This window comes from Telluria sp. AC161 (assembly GCF_979258535.1).
The window spans coordinates 2,974,967-2,994,791 of sequence record NZ_OZ409861.1; the positions used below are offsets into that span (position 1 = coordinate 2,974,967).

Consider the following 19,825-nt stretch of genomic DNA (forward strand, 5'->3'; position numbering starts at 1 on the left):
TCATCATGGCTAAAACCCCAATGCGCGTCGCTGTGACCGGCGCTGCCGGCCAGATCGGCTATTCCCTGCTGTTCCGCATCGCCAACGGCGACATGCTCGGCAAGGACCAGCCGGTCATCCTTCAGCTGCTCGAAATCGACAACGAAAAAGCACAGAAGGCGCTCAAGGGCGTCATGATGGAAATCGACGACTGCGCATTCCCGCTGCTCGAAGGCATGACCGCGCACTCCGATCCAATGACCGCGTTCAAGGATGTCGACGTCGCCCTGCTGGTCGGCGCCCGTCCACGTGGTCCAGGCATGGAACGCAAGGACCTGCTCGAAGCCAATGCCCAGATCTTCACCGTGCAGGGCAAGGCACTCGACGCCGTCGCGTCGCGCAACGTCAAGGTGCTGGTGGTTGGCAATCCAGCCAACACCAACGCCTACATCGCGATGAAATCGGCACCGAACCTGCCAGCGAAAAACTTCACCGCAATGCTGCGTCTGGACCACAACCGCGCGCTGTCGCAAGTGGCGGCCAAGACCGGCAAAGCGGTCAAGGACATCGAAAAAATGGTCGTCTGGGGCAACCACTCGCCAACGATGTACGCCGACTACCGCTTCGCCACCGCTGGCAGCGAGCAGGTCAAGGACCTGATCAACGACCAGGAATGGAACGCCAACACCTTCCTGCCAACCGTCGGCAAGCGCGGCGCTGCGATCATCGAAGCGCGCGGCCTGTCGTCGGCAGCCTCGGCCGCCAACGCAGCCATCGACCACGTCCGTGACTGGGTCCTGGGCACCAACGGCAAGTGGACCACGATGGGTATCCCGTCGGACGGTTCGTACGGCATCCCTGAAGGCACCATGTTCGGCTTCCCGGTCACGACCGAGAATGGCGAATACACGATCGTGCAAGGTCTGGACATCGATTCGTTCTCGCAAGAGCGTATCAACCTGACCCTGAAAGAGCTGGAAGAAGAAAAAGCCGGCGTCGCACACCTGCTGGGCTGATCAGTACAAGGCGCGTGGCGATTGCCATGCGCCAACCACGCCGTGCCGCTCAACCGGCACGGCGGTGTTTTATGCAACCAAGCGTTGAAAGCTATGCATCCTTCCGAGGTTTTATTCCAGGGCAAACGCCAACCGCTGCTTCTCCCTGCCTGCGATCACTACGCCGGCTCAGAGAAACTGATGCGCAAATCGATGACCCTGCAACAAGAGCTTGGCCCCTTGTTTGACATCACCTTCGACTGCGAAGACGGCGCCCAGGCCGGCGTCGAGCACGAGCACGCGGTCCTGGTCGCGGGCTTGCTGAACAGCGAAGAGAACCGCTTCAACCGTGTTGGCGCGCGTCTGCACGAGCCGGCCAGCATCCACTTTGCCAACGACGTCGCCCTCATTGTCGGCGGCGCCGCGGCGCGCCTGGCGTATGTCGTGCTGCCAAAAGTCGACGGCGTCGACGAAGTGCGCGGCGCCATTGAGCTGATCAATAAATATGCGCTCGCTGCCGGCCGCGCCGCCCTGCCCGTCCACGTGCTGATCGAAACGCACGGCGCGCTGCGCGACGCCTACGCGATCGCGGCGCTGCCGCAGGTCGAGTGCCTGTCGTTCGGCATCATGGATTTTGTCTCGGCCCACTACGGTGCGATTCCAGCGAGCGCGATGCGCACGCCGGGCCAGTTCACGCATCCGCTGGTGGTGCGCGCGAAGCTCGAGATGGTGGCGGCCTGCCATGCCCATGGCAAGGTGGCGTCGCACAATGTAACGACCGACATCAAGGACAGTGCGACGGTGGCGAACGACGCCCAGCGCGCCGGCGCCGAGTTCGGCTTTACCCGCATGTGGAGCATCCACCCGGACCAGATCAAGCCGATCCTCAAGGCGTTCACGCCGCGTTTGTCTGAAGTCAATGAAGCAACGAATATCCTGACCGAAGCCATGGCGGCGGGTTGGGGACCGATTGCGCAACACGGCCGCTTGCATGACCGTGCGAGCTACCGATACTATTGGTCGGTGTTGCAGCGGGCCAAGCTGGCCGGCCTCGCACTGCCCGAGGCAGCTGCAGCCATCGTCAACCTCTCCGACTCCCGATAATCCCGACCATGGCCACCCTCCTCTCTCCAATCGTTGCTGCCTGCGCACTTGCCCTTGCCACCGCCGCCGCCTGTGCGCCGGCCAATGCCGCCACACCGGTAGCGCATCCGAAAGCCTCCGCCGTGCTCGCTGCCGAAGCGGCGAAAAAGCCGGCGAAGGCTGCGTCCAAAAAATCGAGCAAGAAGGCGAAAGCCGCTGCGGCTGGCACGGCCGCTGCCGTCACGGCCGTCGCGGTGGCCGCCGACCCGCTCGAGGTCAACGAGCCGGACATCACCGACACCAAGACCACCGAGTACGATTGCGAACTGGGCAACAAGATCACGATCTACACGAACGACAACGATGCGGCCCACATCGCGCTGCGCTGGAAGACCCGGCTGCACCGCCTGGCCCGCATCGGCACCACCACCGGCGCTTTGCGCTTCGAAAATCCGCACTATGGCCTGATCTGGATCGGCATTCCGTCCAAGGGCATCCTGCTCGACTCGAAGCTCAACCGCCAGCTGGCCAATGAATGCAAGAACGCCACCCAGTCCGCGATCGTGGCGACCGCGGCGCCGGAGGCGAGCAAGACTTGAGCCGCGGCCTGGGTTTCCCGGATCCAGACCGTCCTGTCGCCTGATGTTATTTAATGCCGTTGAAATAACACCGTTGTTGATAACAATATTCCACTGAAGGAGAGATTATGTCTCGCAACACCCTGAATACACTGAAGGAATTCCCGATCGGCGCAGGCCAGAGCGGCCAGTTTCACTCGCTGCCAGCGCTGGCGGAATCCCTCGGCGTGAACCTGTCGCGCCTGCCGGTGTCGATTCGTATCGTCCTGGAATCCGTGCTGCGTAACTGCGACGGCAAGAAGGTCACCGAAGAGCACGTCAAGCAGGTCGCCGGCTGGAAAGCCAACGCCGAGCGCACCGACGAGATCCCGTTCGTCGTGGCCCGCGTCGTGCTGCAAGATTTTACCGGCGTGCCGCTGCTGGCCGACCTGGCCGCCATGCGCAACGTCGCCGCCAAGATGGGCGCCGATCCGAAGAAGATCGAGCCACTGGTGCCGGTCGACCTGGTCGTCGACCACTCGGTCACGATCGACCACTTCCGCGAGCCAAACGCACTCGACCTGAACATGAAGCTGGAATTCTCGCGCAACAACGAGCGCTACCAGTTCATGAAATGGGGCATGCAAGCCTTCGACACCTTCGGCGTCGTGCCACCCGGCTTCGGCATCGTCCACCAGGTTAACCTGGAATACCTGGCGCGCGGCGTCATGAAGCAGGGCGACGTGTACTACCCTGACACGCTGGTCGGCACCGACTCGCACACTACCATGATCAACGGCGTTGGCGTCGTCGGCTGGGGCGTGGGCGGCATCGAAGCCGAAGCGGGCATGCTGGGCCAGCCAGTGTACTTCCTGACCCCGGACGTCATCGGTGTCAACCTGAAAGGCAAGCTGCGCGAAGGCTGCACCGCAACCGACCTGGTGCTGACCGTCACCGAACTGCTGCGCAAAGAAAAAGTCGTCGGCAAGTTCGTCGAGTTCTTCGGCGCCGGCACCCGCTCGCTGTCGACCACCGACCGCGCAACCATCGGCAATATGGCGCCTGAATACGGCGCGACCATGGGCTTCTTCCCTGTTGACGAAGCCACTGTCGACTACTTCCGCGGCACCGGCCGTACCGAAGAAGAGCTGGCTGCGTTCGAAGGCTACTACCGCGCCCAGGGCATGTTCGGCATCCCGCAAGAAGGCGAAATCGACTTCACGCGCGTCGTCGAGCTGGATCTGTCGACCGTCACGCCATCGCTGGCAGGCCCGAAGCGTCCGCAGGATCGTATCGAACTGGGCAACGTGAAGAACAACTTCACCGAACTGTTCAGCAAGCCAACGACCCAGAACGGCTTCAACAAGAACCCGGACGACCTGAACAAGCAATACACCACGACCAACGGCGTGAACGTGAAGAACGGCGACATCCTGATCGCCGCCATCACGTCGTGCACCAATACGTCGAACCCGAGCGTGCTGCTGGCCGCGGGCCTGCTGGCCAAGAAAGCCGTCGAGCGCGGCCTGACCGTGGCGCCGCACATCAAGTCGTCGCTGGCCCCTGGCTCGCGCGTGGTCACCAATTACCTGACCGCTGCCGGCCTGCTGCCATACCTGGAAAAGCTGGGCTTCGGCGTGACCGCCTACGGTTGCACGACCTGCATCGGCAATGCCGGTGACCTGACCCCGGAACTGAACGCCGCGATCACCCAGAACGACATCGTCGCCTCGGCCATCCTGTCGGGCAACCGTAACTTCGAAGCGCGGATCCACCCGAACATCCGTTCGAACTTCCTGGCCTCGCCACCGCTGGTCGTCGCTTACGCGATCGCCGGCAACATGACGCGCGACCTGATGACCGAGCCAGTTGGCCAGGACAGCAACGGCGTGGACGTGTACCTGGGCGACATCTGGCCGACCTCGCAAGAAATCGGTGAGCTGATGCGCTTTGCGATGAATTCGGAAGTGTTCAAGTCGAACTACGCCGACGTCAAGGGCAACCCGGGCGAACTATGGGAACGCGTCACGACGACCGAAGGTCAAGTGTACAACTGGCCTGAGTCGACCTACATCGCCGAGCCACCGTTCTTCGCTGACTTCGAGATGACCCCGAAAGCGGTCGCTACCGGCATCACCGGCGCACGCGCACTGGGCGTGTTCGGCGACTCGATCACCACCGACCACATCTCCCCGGCCGGTTCGATCAAGGAAGACGGCCCAGCGGGCAAGTGGCTCAAGGAACACAACGTCCTGAAAGCCGACTTCAACTCGTACGGCTCGCGTCGCGGTAACCACGAAATCATGATGCGCGGCACCTTCGCCAACGTGCGGATCAAGAACCGCATGATCCCGGTCGGTCCGGACGGTTCGGCAATCGAAGGCGGCATCACGCAGTTCCAGCCAACCGGCGAACAGATGTCGATCTATGACGCCGCCATGAAGTACGTGGCCGACGGCACCCCGACCATGATCTTCGGCGGCGAAGAGTACGGCACCGGCTCGTCGCGCGACTGGGCGGCCAAGGGCACCCAGCTGCTGGGCGTGAAGGCCGTGATCGTGCGCTCGTTCGAACGTATCCACCGCTCGAACCTGGTGGGCATGGGCGTGCTGCCACTGCAATTCATCGGCAACGACAGCGTCGACAGCCTGGGCATCACCGGTAAAGAGACGTACGACCTGAAGGGCCTGGAAGGCGAGATCAAGCCGCAACAGCTGGCCACGCTCGTGATCCACCGTGAAAACGGCGAGTCGCAGGAAGTGCGCGTTCTGCTGCGTATCGATACGCCGATCGAAGTCGACTACTACAAGCATGGCGGTATCCTGCCGTTCGTGCTGCGTCAGCTGCTGGCGTAAGCGGTTTGGCCAGGCCCGCGCAAGCGGGCTGCATCCAACGAAAAGGGCTGGAATCCTCGCGGGTTCCAGCCCTTTTTGTTGTTCGTCGCGGTTTCTGCGGCGCGATTACACCTCGGCCCACATCCTGAGCAGATTGTGATAATGCGCCGTCAGCCCAACCGTCGTGGCTGAATCGCCATGTTCGCCCCGCAGCGCCTGGATATGCGTGTCCAGGTCAAACAGCATCGCCCGCTTGCCGTCATCCCTGACCATGCTCTGCGTCCACAGGAACGATGCCACCCGCTCGCCACGCGTCACGGGTCGCACCTGGTGCACGCTGCCGGACGGGTACACGATCGCATCACCCGCTGCCAGCTTGACCTCGTGCGTGCCATACAGGTCCACCACTTCCAGCTCGCCGCCGTCGTATTCGTCGGGTTCGCTCAGGAACACGGTCGTCGATACATCGGCCCGCACCGCCGGCAAGCCACCGCGTTGGGCCCGGATGGCGCCGTCCACGTGCAGCCCGTAATGCTCGCCACCTGCGTACGCATTGAAGTACGGCGCCAGCACCCGCAGCGGCAGCACGGCCGCGAAGAACAGCGGGTTGGCCATCAACGCGCCGCTGACGATCTGACCCAGCTCGAGCGCCAGCGGCGTGCCCTCGCCCAACTGGCGGTTGCGCTTGACCTGCGCGCCCTGCGCGCCGACGCTCTCGCGCCCGTCGATCCACTCCGGCGCCTGGTCGAGCCGGGCGCGGAGTGCCGAGACCTGTTCTGGCGTCAGCACGCCGGGGATATGCAGCATCATGATGAGATCGTGGTTGGTGCAACGAACAAAAAAATCCCCCCTGGCAGAGCCAGGAGGGGCGAATCCGGTCTCCCGGCGGGGGTGGTACTCCGTGAAGAGCATCTGCCAGCGCTTTCCCGGTCGCCGGCAGGGTCCAACATTCCTTCCGTCTTCTCACTGATGTTTGAATGAGAATTGTTCTCATTATGGTTGGTGTAGGCGGACTTGGCAAGCGTCTTGGTGCAATCGGTGCATACCGGGCGCGCCAGGCCCCCATTGTTCATGGCATATGGCCGAATCAACTACAATACCGGGGATAAGGGATTATCATCATTATCCGGCTCCGGCCCGCTCCACTGACATTCGATTCACTAACTGACAAGAGACTCACTCGCCCCATGCGTCGTCCTTCCAAAGATTCAACACCCAAACTTTCCGCAGAAAGCCAGCGCCTCGTCAGCCTCTCGCAAGCCCTCATGCAAGCTGCCAGCCGTGCCGAAGAACGGGCGTGGGAACGCCAGCTCGACACGCAACTGCAAAAACTGCTCAAGACCAATCACCAGGACAGCATCGACAGCGCCCTGAACGCCCTGTTCAGGGACGATCTGGCCTCGTATGACGTGCTGATGGACACTGTAGAAGCGGTCAGCGAATCGGCCATGATGGTCGAGCAGAAAGACGGCGTCGACGTCACCTGGCAGGCGCTCCTGATCGCTGCGCCGATCCTGGCCTGGACCCGGTTCTCGATCGCCACCGGCACGATTCCGGCCGACCTGCTGGCCACGCTCGGCGCGCACTTCTCGGCGCACCTGCTCGCAGGTGGCACGAAGATGGCCATCGCCCCGACCCTGTACTCGATCGACCAGCTGCCGCGCACCCACGCCGAAACCTACGCGCTGACGCACAAGCTGGCCGCTGCCGCGCACAAGGGCGGCACGATCAAGCCGGCGCCGCAGTTAGAGGAAACCGCACCATTCCTGGCGGATACGCGCTACATGCTGATCACGATCGTCGCGCCGGCAGGCGACCCGCTGTTCCGCTGGCAAGAGCCGCAACACCAGCTGCACGTCGTGCAAGAGCGCGAACGCAGCCTGGAGCAGTGGCGCACGCAAGCCACCGCCAACGTCGCGCGCCTGATGCCCGGCTGCGGCATCGAGCTGCTGCTGCCGGAAGCGTATTACGTGGCCTGCCGCGAAGCCGACAAGCTGATCCGTCCAATCTCGATCCGCGCCGCCGTGCACTACCTGACGAACACGCTGGGCGTGGAACCGTCCGACCTGCGCGCCGTCGTCGCCGGCTTTGGCGAAGAAGCACCGGACATCCAGATCGACGAATACCGCGTGGCCTTCACGATGCGCCAGAGCGCCGATGTCGTGTATGGCATCGTCTGGCCGCTGTACGGGCAGGAAGACGAGTCCGGCACGCCGGTGGAGGGCCCGCTGGCCATCACGCACGATGCGCTCAGCCCGCTGAACGAAATTGTCGCGCACCTGAACGAAGCCGGCATCGCCCATATCAAGCGCATCAACGAACGCTACGCCGCCGAGTACTGCGACGACTGCGGCTCCCCGCTGTTCGCCGACCCAACCGGCGAACTGGTGCATGCCGAAATGCCGGACGACACGCCGACAGGCAGCGAGCACTTCCACTGAACATCCACAGCCGGGGTCAGGTCTGACATTCGGACACGACCTCAGCCCTAGCCACTTCCACAGCCGGGGTCAGGTCTGACATTCGGACACGACCTCAGGCTTATCCACCGCCAATGGTGCCGTGCTCAGTATTAGCATGCCTGCTTCCAACTACCCAACTGTCGAGATCGTGTCCGAATGTCAGACCTGACCCTCGCTTTTTGGTTGAGATCGTGTCCGAATGTCAGACCTGACCCCCGCTTTTTTCACGATGGTGGGATGTTCACGGGCGCATTAATGTGAAAGGCCGGCCACGTTGATCGTGGCCGGCCTTTTTTACGACTGCACTAGCGGATTACGCCATTGGGTCGATGGTGAATGCTGGCATACGCGCGTTGGTGCGGGCGCTTTCCAGGAACTTGTCGGACGTGGCCAGTGCTTCGGCGATCGTGACGTCCATGTCCAGGTAGCGGTAAGTGCCGAGGCGGCCGACGAACGTGACGTTCGGTTCGTTCTGCGCCTTGTTCACGTACAGCTCGAGCATGGCCTTTTCGCGGTTCTGGCGGATTGGATAGTACGGGATATCCTTTTCTTCGCACTGACGGCTGTACTCGGCGTAGCAGATCGTCTTTTCGTGCTTTTCCCACGGCGAGAAGTGCTTGTGCTCGGTGATGCGGGTGTATTTCTTTTCGTTGTCGCAGTAATTGATGACAGCGTTGCCCTGGAAGTCGCCGTCGGCGCGGAAGACTTCGAAGTCCAGCGTGCGGTAAGGCAGGCGGCCTTCGGTGTGCTTGAACCAGGCGTCGATTGGACCGCTGTAGAACACGTGCTCGTACTCGCCCTTGGTGGCCGGATCAAACGTGGTGTTCAGGTGCACCGTCACGCCCGGCGTGTCGATGATGTTCTGCACCAGCTGCGTGTAGCCTTCAGCCGGCATGCCCTGGTATTTGTGGTTGAAGTAGTTGTCGTCGTAGTTGAAACGCACTGGCAGGCGCTTGAGGATGCTCGCCGGCAGTTCGCTCGGCTCCAGGCCCCACTGCTTGATCGTGTACGTCTTGAAGAACGCTTCGTACAGGTCGCGGCCCACGAAGCGCAGTGCCTGCTCTTCGAAGGTAGTCGGGTTCTCGATCGTCTTGTCGCCCAGGTTCGCGAGGAATTCCTGCGCTTCGGCCGGGCCCATCGTCTTGTTGAAGAACTGGTTGATGGTCAACAGGTTGATTGGCAAGGTGAAGACTTTGCCGTCGGTGATGGCCTTGACGCGATTGACGTATGGCTTGAATTCGGCGAAGCGGTTGACGAATTCCCACGCGCGCTCATTGTCGGTGTGGAAAATGTGCGGGCCGTAGACGTGCACCATGACGCCGGTCTCGGCATCACGCTCGGAATAGCAATTGCCGGCCACGTGCGGGCGCGACTCGAAGACGTCGACGGTGTAGCCGGCCTGTGCCAGCTGGTTGGCGATCACTGCCCCGGAGAAGCCTGCGCCAACGATGGCGATGTTCTTTTTCATTCCTGTGTCCTGGTGATATTGGCAATGCCGGGGGGAGGCTTGAGCTTGACTGGAACGGAAGATGACATCATCGCCTTCACATCACAGCCGGTACACGCGTCGCCGCATCGCGATTGTAATTAGTGGCAAAAGAATATCACTCAAACCCCCTTTTGCCCCGCACAATTGGACAACGGTGTTTGTACGAAAAGAGGGATGCAGCGATGCGGCTAAAGGACCTTCGCATGGCTGCAGGGTTACTGCTGGATTACTGCTGATTCATTACAAACTTTGTGCTCATTTGCTGCTGGCCAGCACCCGGCCAAACGTCTATTTGCGGATCGCCCCCACCACGCGCGTGGCGAATTCGGCGGCATTGCCCGCATGCCAGCGCCAGACGATGACCAGATCGTGCTCGGGCGAGACGACAATGTCGTTACTGCCCGCGCCCAGCGCGGCAAACGTCGTGGCCGGCATGCCCGGCAAGTTCTTGCCCTTGGTATTGAGCCACCACAGGTAGCCATAATCTGGCCCATTCGCGCTCGGCGTGAGCGCCGCCGTGACGTAGGCAGGCGGCAGGATCTGCTTGCCGGCCCAGTTACCCTGGCGCAGCCACAGGTAACCGAAGCGCGCCATGTCCCAGCTGTCGATCCACATGCCGCCACCCCAGCGCGTGCCGCCGCTGACCGAGGCCACCTGCTTGCCGTTCAGTTCGACGTAGCTATTGTGGTACGGGACCCATTTCCAGGTCGACGAGGCGCCGATCGGGTCCATGACCTGCTGCTGGAACACGTCCGGCACCGACTGCCCAAACACGCGCAGCAGCGACAGCGCCAGGCGGTTCACGCGCGTGTCGTTGTATTCGTAGAAGGTGCCCGGCGTCTTGATGGCGCGCGGCTTCTTTTCACCCTTGCCGAAGGCGGCCTTGCCGATGAAGTTGCTGTGCTTGCCCCACAGCTCGCCTTCCCATTCGGATTCTTGCTGCAGATGCTGTTTCCACGTCACGGCCGCGTTGTGCGGCGTCGCGTAGCCGCCGTCGGTGACGCGCTGCGCCACCGGCTCATCGACCTGCAGGCGCCCTTCCCGCACGGCCACGCCCGCCACGGTGGCCAGCATGCTCTTGGCCACCGAGTAGGTCGGATCGACAAAGCGCGTGTCGCCGAACTCGGCCACGACATAGCCCTTGTAGATCACCACGCCGTTGGTTGCAGCGCGCCTGGTCGGCATTGAGCCCAGGCGCGTGCCAAAGATGGCTTCCTGGTCGGACAGGTCGAGCGGCCGCTCGGTCTCGCGCGATTGTGCGAACGCGATGGCGGCGGCGAGCGCCACCGGATCCATTCCCAGCGCTGCCGGGTCCTTGCGCGCCCACTCCCCGGCCGGCGGGAAGTAAGCGGCGTCGGCTGCCAGCGCCAGCGTGGCCGGCAGCGAAAGGCTCAATGCGGTGACAATGGAGAGTGCGAGAACGCTGCGGCGCGCGCGATGGGTCATGTCGGGGTATCGGTCCAGGTGGAATATGGCGCCTTGATCAGGCTCGAGTTGTAATAGCGTTTTTCGCCAGTGACTTCCTGGCCGATCCAGTCGGGCTTGTCGAACATGGCGTCTTCTGACGGCAGTTCGATTTCGGCCACGACCAGGCCCGCGTTCTCGCCCAGGAATTCATCGACTTCCCAGGTGAAACCGGCGTGCTCGATGCGGCGCCGGGTCTTTTCGACCAGCGGGCGCTCGCACAGGCGCTCGAGCAGTTCGGCGGCCTCGCTTAGTGGGATCGGATACTCCCACTCGCCGCGCGAGGCGCCTTCGCTCTTGCTCTTGATGGTCAGGACGCCCTGCTCGCCCTCGATACGCACGCGTACCGTGCGCGTCGGGTCGGCGCACAGATAGCCCTGGCGCAGCAGCGTGGCCGTGCCCAGCGTGCGCCAGCCGTCGCCCGCCAGCAAAAACTTGCGTTCGATCTCGATACCCATCGCGTCAGCCCAACGCTTGCAGGATCGGCTGCAGCATGGCGGCGCCCAGTCCCGCGCTGCGCGCGCCGTTCCAGCCGGTGTGCGCGTCGGGCAGGTTGGCATTGTCCTTGAACGGCATTTCCAGCGTCAGGGACAGGCATTTGTAGTGGTGGCCGACATACTTCGACGCCAGCGTAAGCAGTTCGTCGTTGTACTTGCTGGCGGCGTAGCCGAACTCTTTCTGGAAGTCCGGGCTGCAGGCGATGTAGCGGTCGATGAAGGCGGTTTGCTCCATTGCCCGCTCGGCCGTAAAATCGGCCAGCATTTCGCAGCCGGCCACGAAGTTGTACGGCAGCGCTTCGTCGCCGTGAATATCGAAGAACATGTCGATGCCGACTTCTTCGATCTTCTGCTTCACGCACAGGACCTCGGGGCTGCGCTCGAGCGACGGGTGCATCCACTCGCGATTCAGGTTGGCGCCGGCGGCATTCGTGCGCAGGTTGCCGCGCACCGAGCCGTCCGGGTTCATGTTCGGCACGATGTAGAACACGGCGCGCTGCAGCAGCGTGCGCGCTACCGGGTTGGCGCTGTCGAGCAGCGCATCCATCATGCCTTCGACAAACCACTCGGCCATCGATTCGCCCGGGTGCTGGCGCGCGATGACCCAGATTTTCTTTTCCGCTTGCGGATTGCCGATCACGACCAGGTTCATGTCACGCCCTTCGACCGTGCTGCCGAGGTCGACCACGCGCGCGATCGGGTTTTCGGCCACTTCGCCCAGCAGGCGCAGGTGGCGCTCCCAGCTGTATGGCTCGAAGTAGGCGTAGTAGATACTGTCCGTTTCCGGCGTGTGCTCGATCGTCATCACCTGGCCATCGAACGTGGTCGGCACGCGGAACCAGTTGTCGAGATCGTAGCTGGCCACCGCCTGGTAATCCTCGAACCCCTTCGGATACGTGGCCTGGCCGGCATTCAAAAAGCGCATCGTCACCGCCTGGTCGCGCGCGCCCTGCAGGCGAAAATGGAACCACTGGTGGATGTCGGCGTGCGAGTCGGCGCGCAGGTTCAGGTCGATCCGGGACGGATGCTCGGCATTGACGACATCGATCGATCCGGCGTCGAACATCGTGCTGATCTTGATGGACATGGTGATCCTTTCATGGCCCGCCGTGGAAGGCGGCGCTGGGTGACGGAGCGCCGGGCACCAGCCCGGCAAGCCCCCCGGACAGATGGTTGATTACTGCGCGTCGAGGTCGATCAGGTCCTTCGTGTACATCGCCATGATCTGACGCATCAGCTCGACATTGCCGCGATCGAGCACGACAGTCAGGTCCGGCTTGGTCTCGAGGGCAAAGGTCATGCGGATCATGCCTGGCAGCTCTTTGCAATTGACGTACTGGACGCGCGGCGTGTTCGGGTTTTGCCAGTCGGCCTCACCGATCACCGGGCCGGCCGGCGGCGCCTTGAGTTGCGGATCCTGGTTGACCGGCAGGTGTTTGAGCAGCCAGAACACGACGTTGGCCGGAATGTGGACGGCGACATCGCTCGCACCGATGGTGGAGAACTTGGTCAGCAACAGGTTACCAACCCGGTCGCAGGACATGGACAGGCTCTTGACTTGACGAATGACCGCTGGTTTCACGACGTTGATCCTTGGGGGAAGGTTGAAAAAGGCGCTGCGATTCTACCGCATCCCCCCGGCCTTTTGGGCAGTTTGCGCCACCGGACAGCAAAACGGGGAGCATGAGGCTCCCCGTCGATGACTGCGCCGGCGCGCGGCCGGCAACCTGCCGATTATTCCTTAGCGCCGCCGCTGCGGCTGCCGCTCCCGGCGCTCTGGCGGTTGTCGCTTCGCGCCGCGCTGCGCACCATGTCGCTGGCATTGGCCGACTGGCGGTTGCCATGGCTCAGGCTGCCTGCGCGGCGGGCTTCTTCGGACGTGAATTCGTGCGCCGTCCCTTTGGCATGGGCAGCTTTGCCGCCCTGGCTGGCGATTTCGCGCTGCCGTGCCGGATCCATCGATGCGAAGCCACGGTTGCGCGTACCACCGGCGCTCTGACTATTGCCGGCCGCGCCCGATTGCTTGTTCCCTTGATTGCTTGAGGCCATGATGAGGTTGCTCCCATACTTACACGGTTGGAAACCGCCGCGTCCTGCGGCAGGCTGAGGCCTACCGACACCAGAGTGGCGACGACGATGAGCCCAAATCCCATATTAGGCACGCAATCTGACAACCGCTATAGGAGTAGTCCAGATGACTTTGTAGGACAACACGTGAGAATTAGTGCAGTTACGAAATTAAAGTTTCGGTAGTAAATTTCACGGTCAGCAGCAGTCCTACACGCACCCCCTACGTCTTCCTATTCTATGCGGCGTTCGATGCGCGCATGATGGACCCATGTGGCAGGCATCGACCTGCCAGTTCACCAATGCACAGGAGACGACCATGGATGCGAACCAGCGTAGCGAAGTGAATAACCAGACCAATAACGGCGCCAACGAAAAATGGAATCCGGACGCCAAAGGCAACACGCGCGACGGTGCCAGCGAACAGCGCGCCCCATCGGGCACCGGCATGGCGCAGCCTGACCTGCCGAGCGCATCGCAAGGCCAGCTCGCCAGCACCGGCGCACAGCAGGGTACGACCGACAGCCACCAGCGCGCGATGGAAGCGCATTCCGGCGAGTGGGGTCAGTTGAACGAACCCGTGGGCAATCGCCAGGGCGAGACACGCACTGCCGATAACGTGAATGCGCCTGCTTCGGTTCAGCCAGCGCATGCTGGCGGCACCACCATTGGCACGGGCGTGGACACCGGCATCCTCGCCGGCACCGCCACCGAAGATCGTCATGCACGCGGCACCGAAGCCGGCGTGCCGGGCGTGCAGCATGGCGACATCTATGGCAACCGCCAGAGCGTGGACAATGCCAACGGCGAAAACCGCGCCGATACCCAGGACGCCAGCTCGAGCAAGATCCAGGAAAGCACCGACCGCCAGGGCTCGCAAACGGGCGAGACCCGTCGCGAGGTGCCGGCTGATGAGTTCCACCAGTCCAACGATCTGGCCGGCGGCCTGCCGCGCAGCGGCGGCAACAGCGGCCCGCGCACCGAGGACGAGGGGTATCAAACCGGTGGCAGCATGAACGCCGAACCGAATCCGGTGCATGAATCGAACGATGCGGAAGGCGGCTATCCCCGCAGCCCGGGCGGCGCCAACAAGCTGGCTGGCGACCGGAAGATGGATGACGACACGGGCTTTTCGCGCCAGTGATCGCGCCAGTAAGCGTTTGAAAGCAGGTCAGTAACACCCAGCGGGGCGTCAATGGCGCCCCGTTCTGCATCGCGCTTGATGCAGCTCCAAGCCACCCTCCCCGGCTGGAACCGGCCATCCAAACGGTAGTCGAACCGCTCGCCATCGCCGCCCTTGCGCGGTGGCGCACCACCAGCGGAGACCTGTCATGTCAGCGATGCACGACGATTCCTGCCTGCCGCCGTGCCACGCTTTGGCGCGCGCATGACGCTGCATCCCTTTGACAATCACACGGGCCGTGACCTCGCGCGGCGCCAGTTGGCCATCCGTGACACATGCTTTGTTGTGCTCGCCCTTACGCTGGATGCGCGGCGCCTCACGCCATGCGTCGGCATTGACACCGTGATCCGGGGCGTTGCCAGGCTGCGCCAGCGGCATGGTGTCGATGCGATGCTGCTCGTCGCCGCAGGCGCTGTGGCCGATGGCGATGGCGATGTCGATGCAGTAGCTGAGGCCGAACTGGCGCGGCTGCACGAGCTGGTGCGCGTGCTGGCCATGACACCCCACGTGCGCTTCCTGACTGCCGCGTCGATGAACATCCTGCACGACTGCCATGCGGCGGCCAATGTGCTGGTCAGCACGCCGTGGCGCGCGGCAGATGCCGGCAGCGCCGTCGGCAACGGGTGCCAGGCGGTATACAGCGGCCGCACCGGCGCCAGCCTCCCACCACATGATGCCGAGACGCTGGCGGCGTGCCTGGCCCGGCTCCAGCGTCTTTCGGGCCAGGCACTGGCAACGGCCGACGCCGCTTGCATGCACCTTGCCGACCTGCCGGCAACACACAAGCCGGCCTTCCAATGACCATCACCGCACCGTGAAAGGCGCCCGCATGAAAGCCATCTTCCTCGACAACGACGGCACGCTGGTCGACGACATGCCCTTTGCTGCAGAGCCTCGCCGTATTCGCCTGGTCAATGGCGCCGGGCCTGCGCTGCGCTTGCTGTCCGGCCTGGACTACCGATTATTCGTGGTCGCCAACCAGTCCGGCATCGCGCACGGCTGCTTTGGCGAAGACGCGATGACGCCGATGTCCGACCGCCTGCGCGACCTGCTGTTTCGCGAGCAGCTCACGCTCGACGGCTTTTATTATTGCCCGCATCATCCACTGGGCACCGTCAGCAACTATGCCCATGCCTGCACCTGTCGCAAGCCGTCGCCGGGCATGCTGCTGCGCGCTGCGCACGAGCATGACATCGACCTGCGCGCATCCTGGATGATCGGCGACATCCTGCACGATGTCGAAGCCGGCAACCGTGCTGGCTGCCGCACACTGCTGATCGACAATGGCAACGAAACCGAGTGGCGCCTGGGCCCGCGCCGGCTGCCCACGCGCATCGCGCCCGACCTGTACCACGCGGCCATGCTGATCGCCGGCCATGGCGACCTGCGCTAACGGGCGGGTATGCCGGCGCCAGCGTCCGCACCCTGGCGCAACTCGCCCCGCGCCTGCACCATGATGTCGCGCGCCGCATGCAGGCCCAGCAGCGCCATGATCGACGCCACTGCGATGTCGGGCCAGCCAGCCCCGGTGCCGAACACACCAAGCGCTGCGAGCATGACGGCCACGTTGCCGATCATGTCGTTGCGTGTGCACAGCCACACCGAGCGCATGTTCGCGTCGCCGTTGCGGAACGCATACAGCAACGCCGCCACCACGCCATTGGCCGCGAATGCCAGCACGCTGACCACGCCCATGGTCTGGGCATGTGGCACTTGTTCACCCGTGCCAAGCCACAATGCCCGGCCCAGCACCAGAAGGCCAAATGCGCCCATCACGAGGCCCTTGGCGTACGCCGCGCGCGAGCGCCACACGACCGCCAGGCCCAGCACGAACAGCGAGACGCCGTAGTTGGCGGCATCGCCCAGAAAATCGACCGAGTCCGCCAGCAGCGACACAGAACCGGCCGCCAGGCTGCTGACAATCTCGACGCCGAACATGATGAAGTTGATGACAAGGGCCGCCCACAGCACCTTGCGGTAGCGCCCGTCGGGCGGCGGGGCAGCAGAACTGCACGATCCTGAACAACATGACGACATACGCACCTCCAAAGACAATGGATGCATTAGAATCCCTGTAGTAACTACAAGGTCAATGCAAACGTCGAGGTGGATGAAGATGCGAATTGGTGAACTGGCGAAGCTGACGGGGTGTCAGTCCGAAACGGTGCGGTTCTATGAACTGAAGGGTCTGTTGCCGCCACCGGTGCGTTCGCAGGCGAACTACCGGGTCTACGATGCGAGCCACGCCGACCGGCTGCATTTCATCCGGCGCTGCCGGGCGCTGGGCATGTCTCTGGCGGAAATCGCCACGCTGCTGGGTTACCAGGATCAGCCGGAGCGCTCATGCAGCGGCGTCAATGCGCTGGTCGACCATCAGCTGTCTGAAATCGATCGCCAGATCACCGAGCTGCAGCAGCTGCGCACTGCCCTGTCGACCGTGCGCGCGCGCTGCGACTCGGTGCAGACCGCTGGCCAGTGCGCGATCCTGCGCGAACTGACCGACCCCGCCTGAGAGGGCGCCGGCGGTCGCCACCGTCCATCGTCCATCGTCAATTACATGCGTGGATCCTCGATCACGAGCTGGTCGTCCATGCGCACGTGCTCGCCCATCAGCACGCGGTGGATCACGGCGCCATGCACGCCATGCTGCTTGAGAAATTCGACGGCACTGAGGGTGCCCAGGCTGGCCTGGATCTGCATACCCTGGCGCACGATGTGGGTGGCGTCCGCGTACGGGTTCGACTGCATGTACGGCAGGCCTGCGTAGCGGCGATCAATCTGTGAAGCTTGCATCTGATTTCTTTCGTTGGGCACCAGCACAAAAAACTCCGTCGACACCGACGCCGACGGAACAACGCAAAATCCTTCGGGATCACGCGAGAGAGAGACACAGCGCCGATCTTAGCGACCCTGTATTTCAGCTTGATGACATCGCAACATCGCGCCGGCATGGCGCCGGATGTTGCACATGGCGCACGCCGATGGCTCTACAATTGCCCATCGTTGATTCAACCTGGACAGCAGATGGCAGTATCCGGCGCGGCATCTGGCTTCAATTACGGCTCCGACAAGTCGGGCCTGGTGTGGGGATTCCTGATCGACCCGGGCGCAACCGCCGCGCCTGGCGCTGTGCCCACTGCTACCCCCATCGGCGCAGCCGACGCCCTGCGCTGGATGGCCGCGCCACAGCCGGGCCAGTTCATCTGGCTGCACTTCAACCTGTCGAACACGGCCAGCGAGCGTTGGTTGCACCAGCACGCCGGCCTGGCCGAGGAGTTCTACGCCACGCTGCACCAGGGCTCGCGCTCGACCCGCATCGAAATTGCCGATAACGCGCTGATCGCCGTCGTCAACGATGTGCTGCATGGCTTTTCGCTCGACAGCGCCGAGATCTCGACCCTGTGGGCCCACGTCACGCCGCACGCCGTCATCAGCGCGCGCCGCAAGCCGCTGGCATCGATCGAGCGCCTGCGTCAGGATGTCTTGCAGGGCGCGCCGCTGCGCTCGTCGAGCGAGCTGCTGGTGCACCTGCTGCGCGACCAGGCTGACGTGCTGGTCAACATCGTGCGCGACGCGGTGGCACGCGTCGACACCATCGAAGACCGCCTGCTGGCCGGACGCCTGACCCGCCAGCGGGAAGACCTGGGCGCCTTGCGGCGCGTGCTGGTACGGCTGCAGCGTCTGCTGGCGCCGGAACCGGCCGCGCTGTTTCGCCTGCTGCAGCGCCCGCCCGTCTGGGTCGACGGCGAAGACCGCCAGGACCTGCGCCAGGCTACCGAAGAATTCACCGTGGTGCTGAGCGACCTGGCCGCGCTGCAGGAACGCATCAAGCTGCTGCAGGAAGAAATCGCCGCGCGTGTCAACGAAGACAATGCGCGCAGCCTGTACCTGCTCACGATCGTGACGGTAATGGCGCTGCCGATCAACCTGATCGCGGGCCTGCTCGGCATGAACGTGGGCGGCGTGCCGCTGGCTGAAAACGGCCACGGTTTCTGGATCGTGTGCGGCCTGATTGCGACCTTCACCACGGTGGCGGCCTGGTTGCTGCTGCGCCTGCAACGAACCACATGATTGGGCGCAGTCAACGTTAAATAGAGGGAAGCTTTGAACTGATGAGCAGCCCGATGGTCCAACCCCTGTCCCCAAGGCCAGGAGTCGATCATGAAAGCGCCACGTTTCAAGAGCTGGTTCGCCAGGCTGCCATCGCTGAATCAGCCGCAGCGCCGGCAAGTGCTCGATGCCTTGCATCCTGCGGCCGGCCTCGATCAGGTGGTGGCGCTGATCGCTCAGGCCAGAGCGCCTGGCCGCTGCTGTCCCAGTTGCGGCAACGGGCGCTGCCACCGGCATGGCTTTGCCAACGATCTGCAGCGCTTTCGCTGCTGCGCCTGCGGGCGCACATTCAACGACCTGAGCGGCACACCGCTGGCACGGCTCAGGCTCAAGGCCAAGTGGCTCGCGTATTCCCAGGTGCTGCTCGACTCACTGTCGGTGCGCAAGGGTGCAGACCGGGTTGGCGTGCACCGCAATACCGCCTTCCGGTGGCGCCACCGCTTTCTTGATTGGGTCAAGTTCGACCGGCCTGCGTCCCTGAATGGCATCGTCGAGGCTGACGAAACGTTCCTGCTCGAATCACAAAAAGGATCGCGCACGCTCGATCGCCCTCCACGCCGGCGCGGCGGCCACGCCACCCAGCGTGGCATTTCAACGCAGCTCGACTGCATCCTGGTGGCGCGCGACCGCAACGGGCGCACGGTCGATGCCGTCACCGGGCGCGGCGCACTGACCGCGGCCCAACTCGAGCGCGATCTGCTGCCCAGGCTCGATCCCCAAGCGCTGCTGGTCAGCGACGGCCATGCCGCCTATCGCGCCTTTGCACGCAAGCACGGGATTGCGCACGAGGCCGTCAACCTGCGCGCCGGCGTCAGGGCCCGCCATTCGGGCAGCCGCGCCATCCACGTACAGAACGTGAATGCCTATCGCCAGCGCTTCAAGGACTGGCTATCGGGCTTTCGGGGTGTTGCGTCACGCTATCTGCCCAATTATCTGGGTTGGCGCTGGGCATTGGACGGCGGACGGGTTAGTTCCCCAGAACAGTTCCTATGTATTGCAATCAGCGTCATCAACAGATAACGGTGAATGCGCCTTGATTGCCGCACGACATTGGTCTTGCGCATGGCGCAGCCAGCCCGTATCTTGTCTGTTCGTACATACCAGC

Annotated in this window: 20 protein-coding genes; 11 read left to right on the forward strand and 9 right to left on the reverse strand. The window is 63.3% G+C overall.

Features of this window, described 5'->3' with window-relative positions; genetic code table 11:
* The first annotated feature begins 5 nt into the window (after positions 1-5).
* The 4 genes from ACZ0AJ_RS13345 to acnA all read left to right on the forward strand — a co-directional run bounded on the left by ACZ0AJ_RS13345 (position 6) and on the right by acnA (position 5,469).
* The gene (locus tag ACZ0AJ_RS13345; protein WP_183555475.1) at positions 6-995 is read left to right on the forward strand and encodes a malate dehydrogenase; all 990 of its coding nucleotides are present in this window, start codon (positions 6-8) and stop codon (positions 993-995) included.
* Between the two features lie 93 nt (positions 996-1,088).
* Positions 1,089-2,078: an HpcH/HpaI aldolase/citrate lyase family protein gene (locus ACZ0AJ_RS13350; protein ID WP_499454986.1), complete on the forward strand. Its 990-nt coding sequence runs from the start codon at positions 1,089-1,091 to the stop codon at positions 2,076-2,078.
* A gap of 8 nt (positions 2,079-2,086) precedes the next feature.
* Complete coding sequence (locus tag ACZ0AJ_RS13355) at positions 2,087-2,656, forward strand: hypothetical protein (protein WP_499454988.1); 570 nt, start codon at positions 2,087-2,089, stop codon at positions 2,654-2,656.
* Positions 2,657-2,763: 107 nt separating this feature from the next.
* Positions 2,764-5,469: an aconitate hydratase AcnA gene (gene acnA / locus ACZ0AJ_RS13360; protein WP_499455074.1), complete on the forward strand. Its 2,706-nt coding sequence runs from the start codon at positions 2,764-2,766 to the stop codon at positions 5,467-5,469.
* 105 nt (positions 5,470-5,574) lie between these two features.
* On the opposite strand, the gene ACZ0AJ_RS13365 is transcribed toward acnA, so the two are convergent.
* Positions 5,575-6,258, reverse strand: coding sequence for a Fe2+-dependent dioxygenase (locus ACZ0AJ_RS13365; RefSeq protein WP_499454990.1), 684 nt, complete (start codon positions 6,256-6,258; stop codon positions 5,575-5,577).
* Between the two features lie 377 nt (positions 6,259-6,635).
* Here ACZ0AJ_RS13365 and ACZ0AJ_RS13370 point away from each other — a divergent pair, with 377 nt between their 5' ends.
* Positions 6,636-7,889, forward strand: coding sequence for a DUF2863 family protein (locus ACZ0AJ_RS13370; RefSeq protein WP_183555480.1), 1,254 nt, complete (start codon positions 6,636-6,638; stop codon positions 7,887-7,889).
* A 334-nt stretch (positions 7,890-8,223) separates the two neighbouring features.
* Here the strand turns inward: ACZ0AJ_RS13370 and glf are convergent, their stop codons facing one another.
* The 6 genes from glf to ACZ0AJ_RS13400 form a co-directional block, all read right to left on the reverse strand.
* On the reverse strand, positions 8,224-9,378 hold the full coding sequence (gene glf, locus ACZ0AJ_RS13375; protein WP_183555481.1) for a UDP-galactopyranose mutase: 1,155 nt from the start codon (positions 9,376-9,378) through the stop codon (positions 8,224-8,226).
* A 309-nt stretch (positions 9,379-9,687) separates the two neighbouring features.
* Entirely contained in the window at positions 9,688-10,845 is a 1,158-nt protein-coding gene (locus tag ACZ0AJ_RS13380; protein ID WP_499454992.1) for a serine hydrolase domain-containing protein, read from the reverse strand.
* A complete protein-coding gene (locus ACZ0AJ_RS13385) occupies positions 10,842-11,321 on the reverse strand; it encodes a CYTH domain-containing protein (RefSeq protein ID WP_499454994.1) in 480 nt (159 codons plus the stop codon). Before ACZ0AJ_RS13385 ends, ACZ0AJ_RS13380 begins: the two co-directional genes overlap by 4 nt.
* Positions 11,322-11,325: 4 nt before the next feature.
* A complete protein-coding gene (locus ACZ0AJ_RS13390) occupies positions 11,326-12,447 on the reverse strand; it encodes a M14 family metallopeptidase (RefSeq protein ID WP_499454996.1) in 1,122 nt (373 codons plus the stop codon).
* Between the two features lie 90 nt (positions 12,448-12,537).
* Entirely contained in the window at positions 12,538-12,942 is a 405-nt protein-coding gene (locus ACZ0AJ_RS13395; RefSeq protein ID WP_499455078.1) for a hypothetical protein, read from the reverse strand.
* A 152-nt stretch (positions 12,943-13,094) separates the two neighbouring features.
* Complete coding sequence (locus ACZ0AJ_RS13400) at positions 13,095-13,409, reverse strand: KGG domain-containing protein (protein WP_499454999.1); 315 nt, start codon at positions 13,407-13,409, stop codon at positions 13,095-13,097.
* Positions 13,410-13,746: 337 nt separating this feature from the next.
* Here ACZ0AJ_RS13400 and ACZ0AJ_RS13405 point away from each other — a divergent pair, with 337 nt between their 5' ends.
* The 3 genes from ACZ0AJ_RS13405 (at position 13,747) to ACZ0AJ_RS13415 (ending at position 16,003) form a co-directional block, all read left to right on the forward strand.
* On the forward strand, positions 13,747-14,571 hold the full coding sequence (locus tag ACZ0AJ_RS13405) for a hypothetical protein (protein WP_499455080.1): 825 nt from the start codon (positions 13,747-13,749) through the stop codon (positions 14,569-14,571).
* Positions 14,572-14,814: 243 nt separating this feature from the next.
* Complete coding sequence (locus ACZ0AJ_RS13410; RefSeq protein WP_499455082.1) at positions 14,815-15,411, forward strand: glycosyltransferase family protein; 597 nt, start codon at positions 14,815-14,817, stop codon at positions 15,409-15,411.
* Between the two features lie 28 nt (positions 15,412-15,439).
* A complete protein-coding gene (locus ACZ0AJ_RS13415) occupies positions 15,440-16,003 on the forward strand; it encodes a D-glycero-alpha-D-manno-heptose-1,7-bisphosphate 7-phosphatase (RefSeq protein ID WP_499455004.1) in 564 nt (187 codons plus the stop codon).
* On the opposite strand, the gene ACZ0AJ_RS13420 is transcribed toward ACZ0AJ_RS13415, so the two are convergent.
* A complete protein-coding gene (locus ACZ0AJ_RS13420) occupies positions 16,000-16,647 on the reverse strand; it encodes a cation efflux transmembrane domain-containing protein (RefSeq protein ID WP_499455005.1) in 648 nt (215 codons plus the stop codon). The genes ACZ0AJ_RS13415 and ACZ0AJ_RS13420 overlap by 4 nt on opposite strands.
* Before the next feature lie 73 nt (positions 16,648-16,720).
* Between ACZ0AJ_RS13420 and cadR the strand changes: the two genes are divergently transcribed.
* Positions 16,721-17,122, forward strand: a complete 402-nt coding sequence (gene cadR / locus ACZ0AJ_RS13425; RefSeq protein WP_499455007.1) for a Cd(II)/Pb(II)-responsive transcriptional regulator — start codon at positions 16,721-16,723, stop codon at positions 17,120-17,122.
* A 41-nt stretch (positions 17,123-17,163) separates the two neighbouring features.
* Here cadR and ACZ0AJ_RS13430 read toward each other — a convergent pair whose 3' ends face one another.
* Positions 17,164-17,403 (reverse strand): hypothetical protein, encoded by a 240-nt coding sequence (locus tag ACZ0AJ_RS13430; protein ID WP_499455009.1) that lies wholly within the window; start codon positions 17,401-17,403, stop codon positions 17,164-17,166.
* Positions 17,404-17,634: 231 nt separating this feature from the next.
* Between ACZ0AJ_RS13430 and ACZ0AJ_RS13435 the strand changes: the two genes are divergently transcribed.
* Together ACZ0AJ_RS13435 and ACZ0AJ_RS13440 are read left to right on the forward strand one after the other, a co-directional pair.
* Positions 17,635-18,681, forward strand: coding sequence for a transporter (locus ACZ0AJ_RS13435; protein WP_499455085.1), 1,047 nt, complete (start codon positions 17,635-17,637; stop codon positions 18,679-18,681).
* Positions 18,682-18,771: 90 nt separating this feature from the next.
* Positions 18,772-19,740: an IS1595 family transposase gene (locus ACZ0AJ_RS13440; RefSeq protein WP_499455087.1), complete on the forward strand. Its 969-nt coding sequence runs from the start codon at positions 18,772-18,774 to the stop codon at positions 19,738-19,740.
* The last annotated feature ends 85 nt before the right edge of the window (positions 19,741-19,825 follow it).

Bases quoted from the DNA above. Each gene is read 5' to 3' on its own strand.
- ACZ0AJ_RS13345 (WP_183555475.1), top strand. From the start codon at position 6: ATGGCTAAAACCCCAATGCGCGTCGCTGTGACCGGCGCTGCCGGCCAG.
- ACZ0AJ_RS13350 (WP_499454986.1), top strand. From the start codon at position 1,089: ATGCATCCTTCCGAGGTTTTATTCCAGGGCAAACGCCAACCGCTGCTT.
- ACZ0AJ_RS13355 (WP_499454988.1), top strand. From the start codon at position 2,087: ATGGCCACCCTCCTCTCTCCAATCGTTGCTGCCTGCGCACTTGCCCTT.
- acnA (WP_499455074.1), top strand. From the start codon at position 2,764: ATGTCTCGCAACACCCTGAATACACTGAAGGAATTCCCGATCGGCGCA.
- ACZ0AJ_RS13365 (WP_499454990.1), bottom strand. From the start codon at position 6,258: ATGATGCTGCATATCCCCGGCGTGCTGACGCCAGAACAGGTCTCGGCA.
- ACZ0AJ_RS13370 (WP_183555480.1), top strand. From the start codon at position 6,636: ATGCGTCGTCCTTCCAAAGATTCAACACCCAAACTTTCCGCAGAAAGC.
- glf (WP_183555481.1), bottom strand. From the start codon at position 9,378: ATGAAAAAGAACATCGCCATCGTTGGCGCAGGCTTCTCCGGGGCAGTG.
- ACZ0AJ_RS13380 (WP_499454992.1), bottom strand. From the start codon at position 10,845: ATGACCCATCGCGCGCGCCGCAGCGTTCTCGCACTCTCCATTGTCACC.
- ACZ0AJ_RS13385 (WP_499454994.1), bottom strand. From the start codon at position 11,321: ATGGGTATCGAGATCGAACGCAAGTTTTTGCTGGCGGGCGACGGCTGG.
- ACZ0AJ_RS13390 (WP_499454996.1), bottom strand. From the start codon at position 12,447: ATGTCCATCAAGATCAGCACGATGTTCGACGCCGGATCGATCGATGTC.
- ACZ0AJ_RS13400 (WP_499454999.1), bottom strand. From the start codon at position 13,409: ATGGCCTCAAGCAATCAAGGGAACAAGCAATCGGGCGCGGCCGGCAAT.
- ACZ0AJ_RS13405 (WP_499455080.1), top strand. From the start codon at position 13,747: ATGGATGCGAACCAGCGTAGCGAAGTGAATAACCAGACCAATAACGGC.
- ACZ0AJ_RS13410 (WP_499455082.1), top strand. From the start codon at position 14,815: ATGACGCTGCATCCCTTTGACAATCACACGGGCCGTGACCTCGCGCGG.
- ACZ0AJ_RS13415 (WP_499455004.1), top strand. From the start codon at position 15,440: ATGAAAGCCATCTTCCTCGACAACGACGGCACGCTGGTCGACGACATG.
- ACZ0AJ_RS13420 (WP_499455005.1), bottom strand. From the start codon at position 16,647: ATGTCGTCATGTTGTTCAGGATCGTGCAGTTCTGCTGCCCCGCCGCCC.
- cadR (WP_499455007.1), top strand. From the start codon at position 16,721: ATGAAGATGCGAATTGGTGAACTGGCGAAGCTGACGGGGTGTCAGTCC.
- ACZ0AJ_RS13430 (WP_499455009.1), bottom strand. From the start codon at position 17,403: ATGCAAGCTTCACAGATTGATCGCCGCTACGCAGGCCTGCCGTACATG.
- ACZ0AJ_RS13435 (WP_499455085.1), top strand. From the start codon at position 17,635: ATGGCAGTATCCGGCGCGGCATCTGGCTTCAATTACGGCTCCGACAAG.
- ACZ0AJ_RS13440 (WP_499455087.1), top strand. From the start codon at position 18,772: ATGAAAGCGCCACGTTTCAAGAGCTGGTTCGCCAGGCTGCCATCGCTG.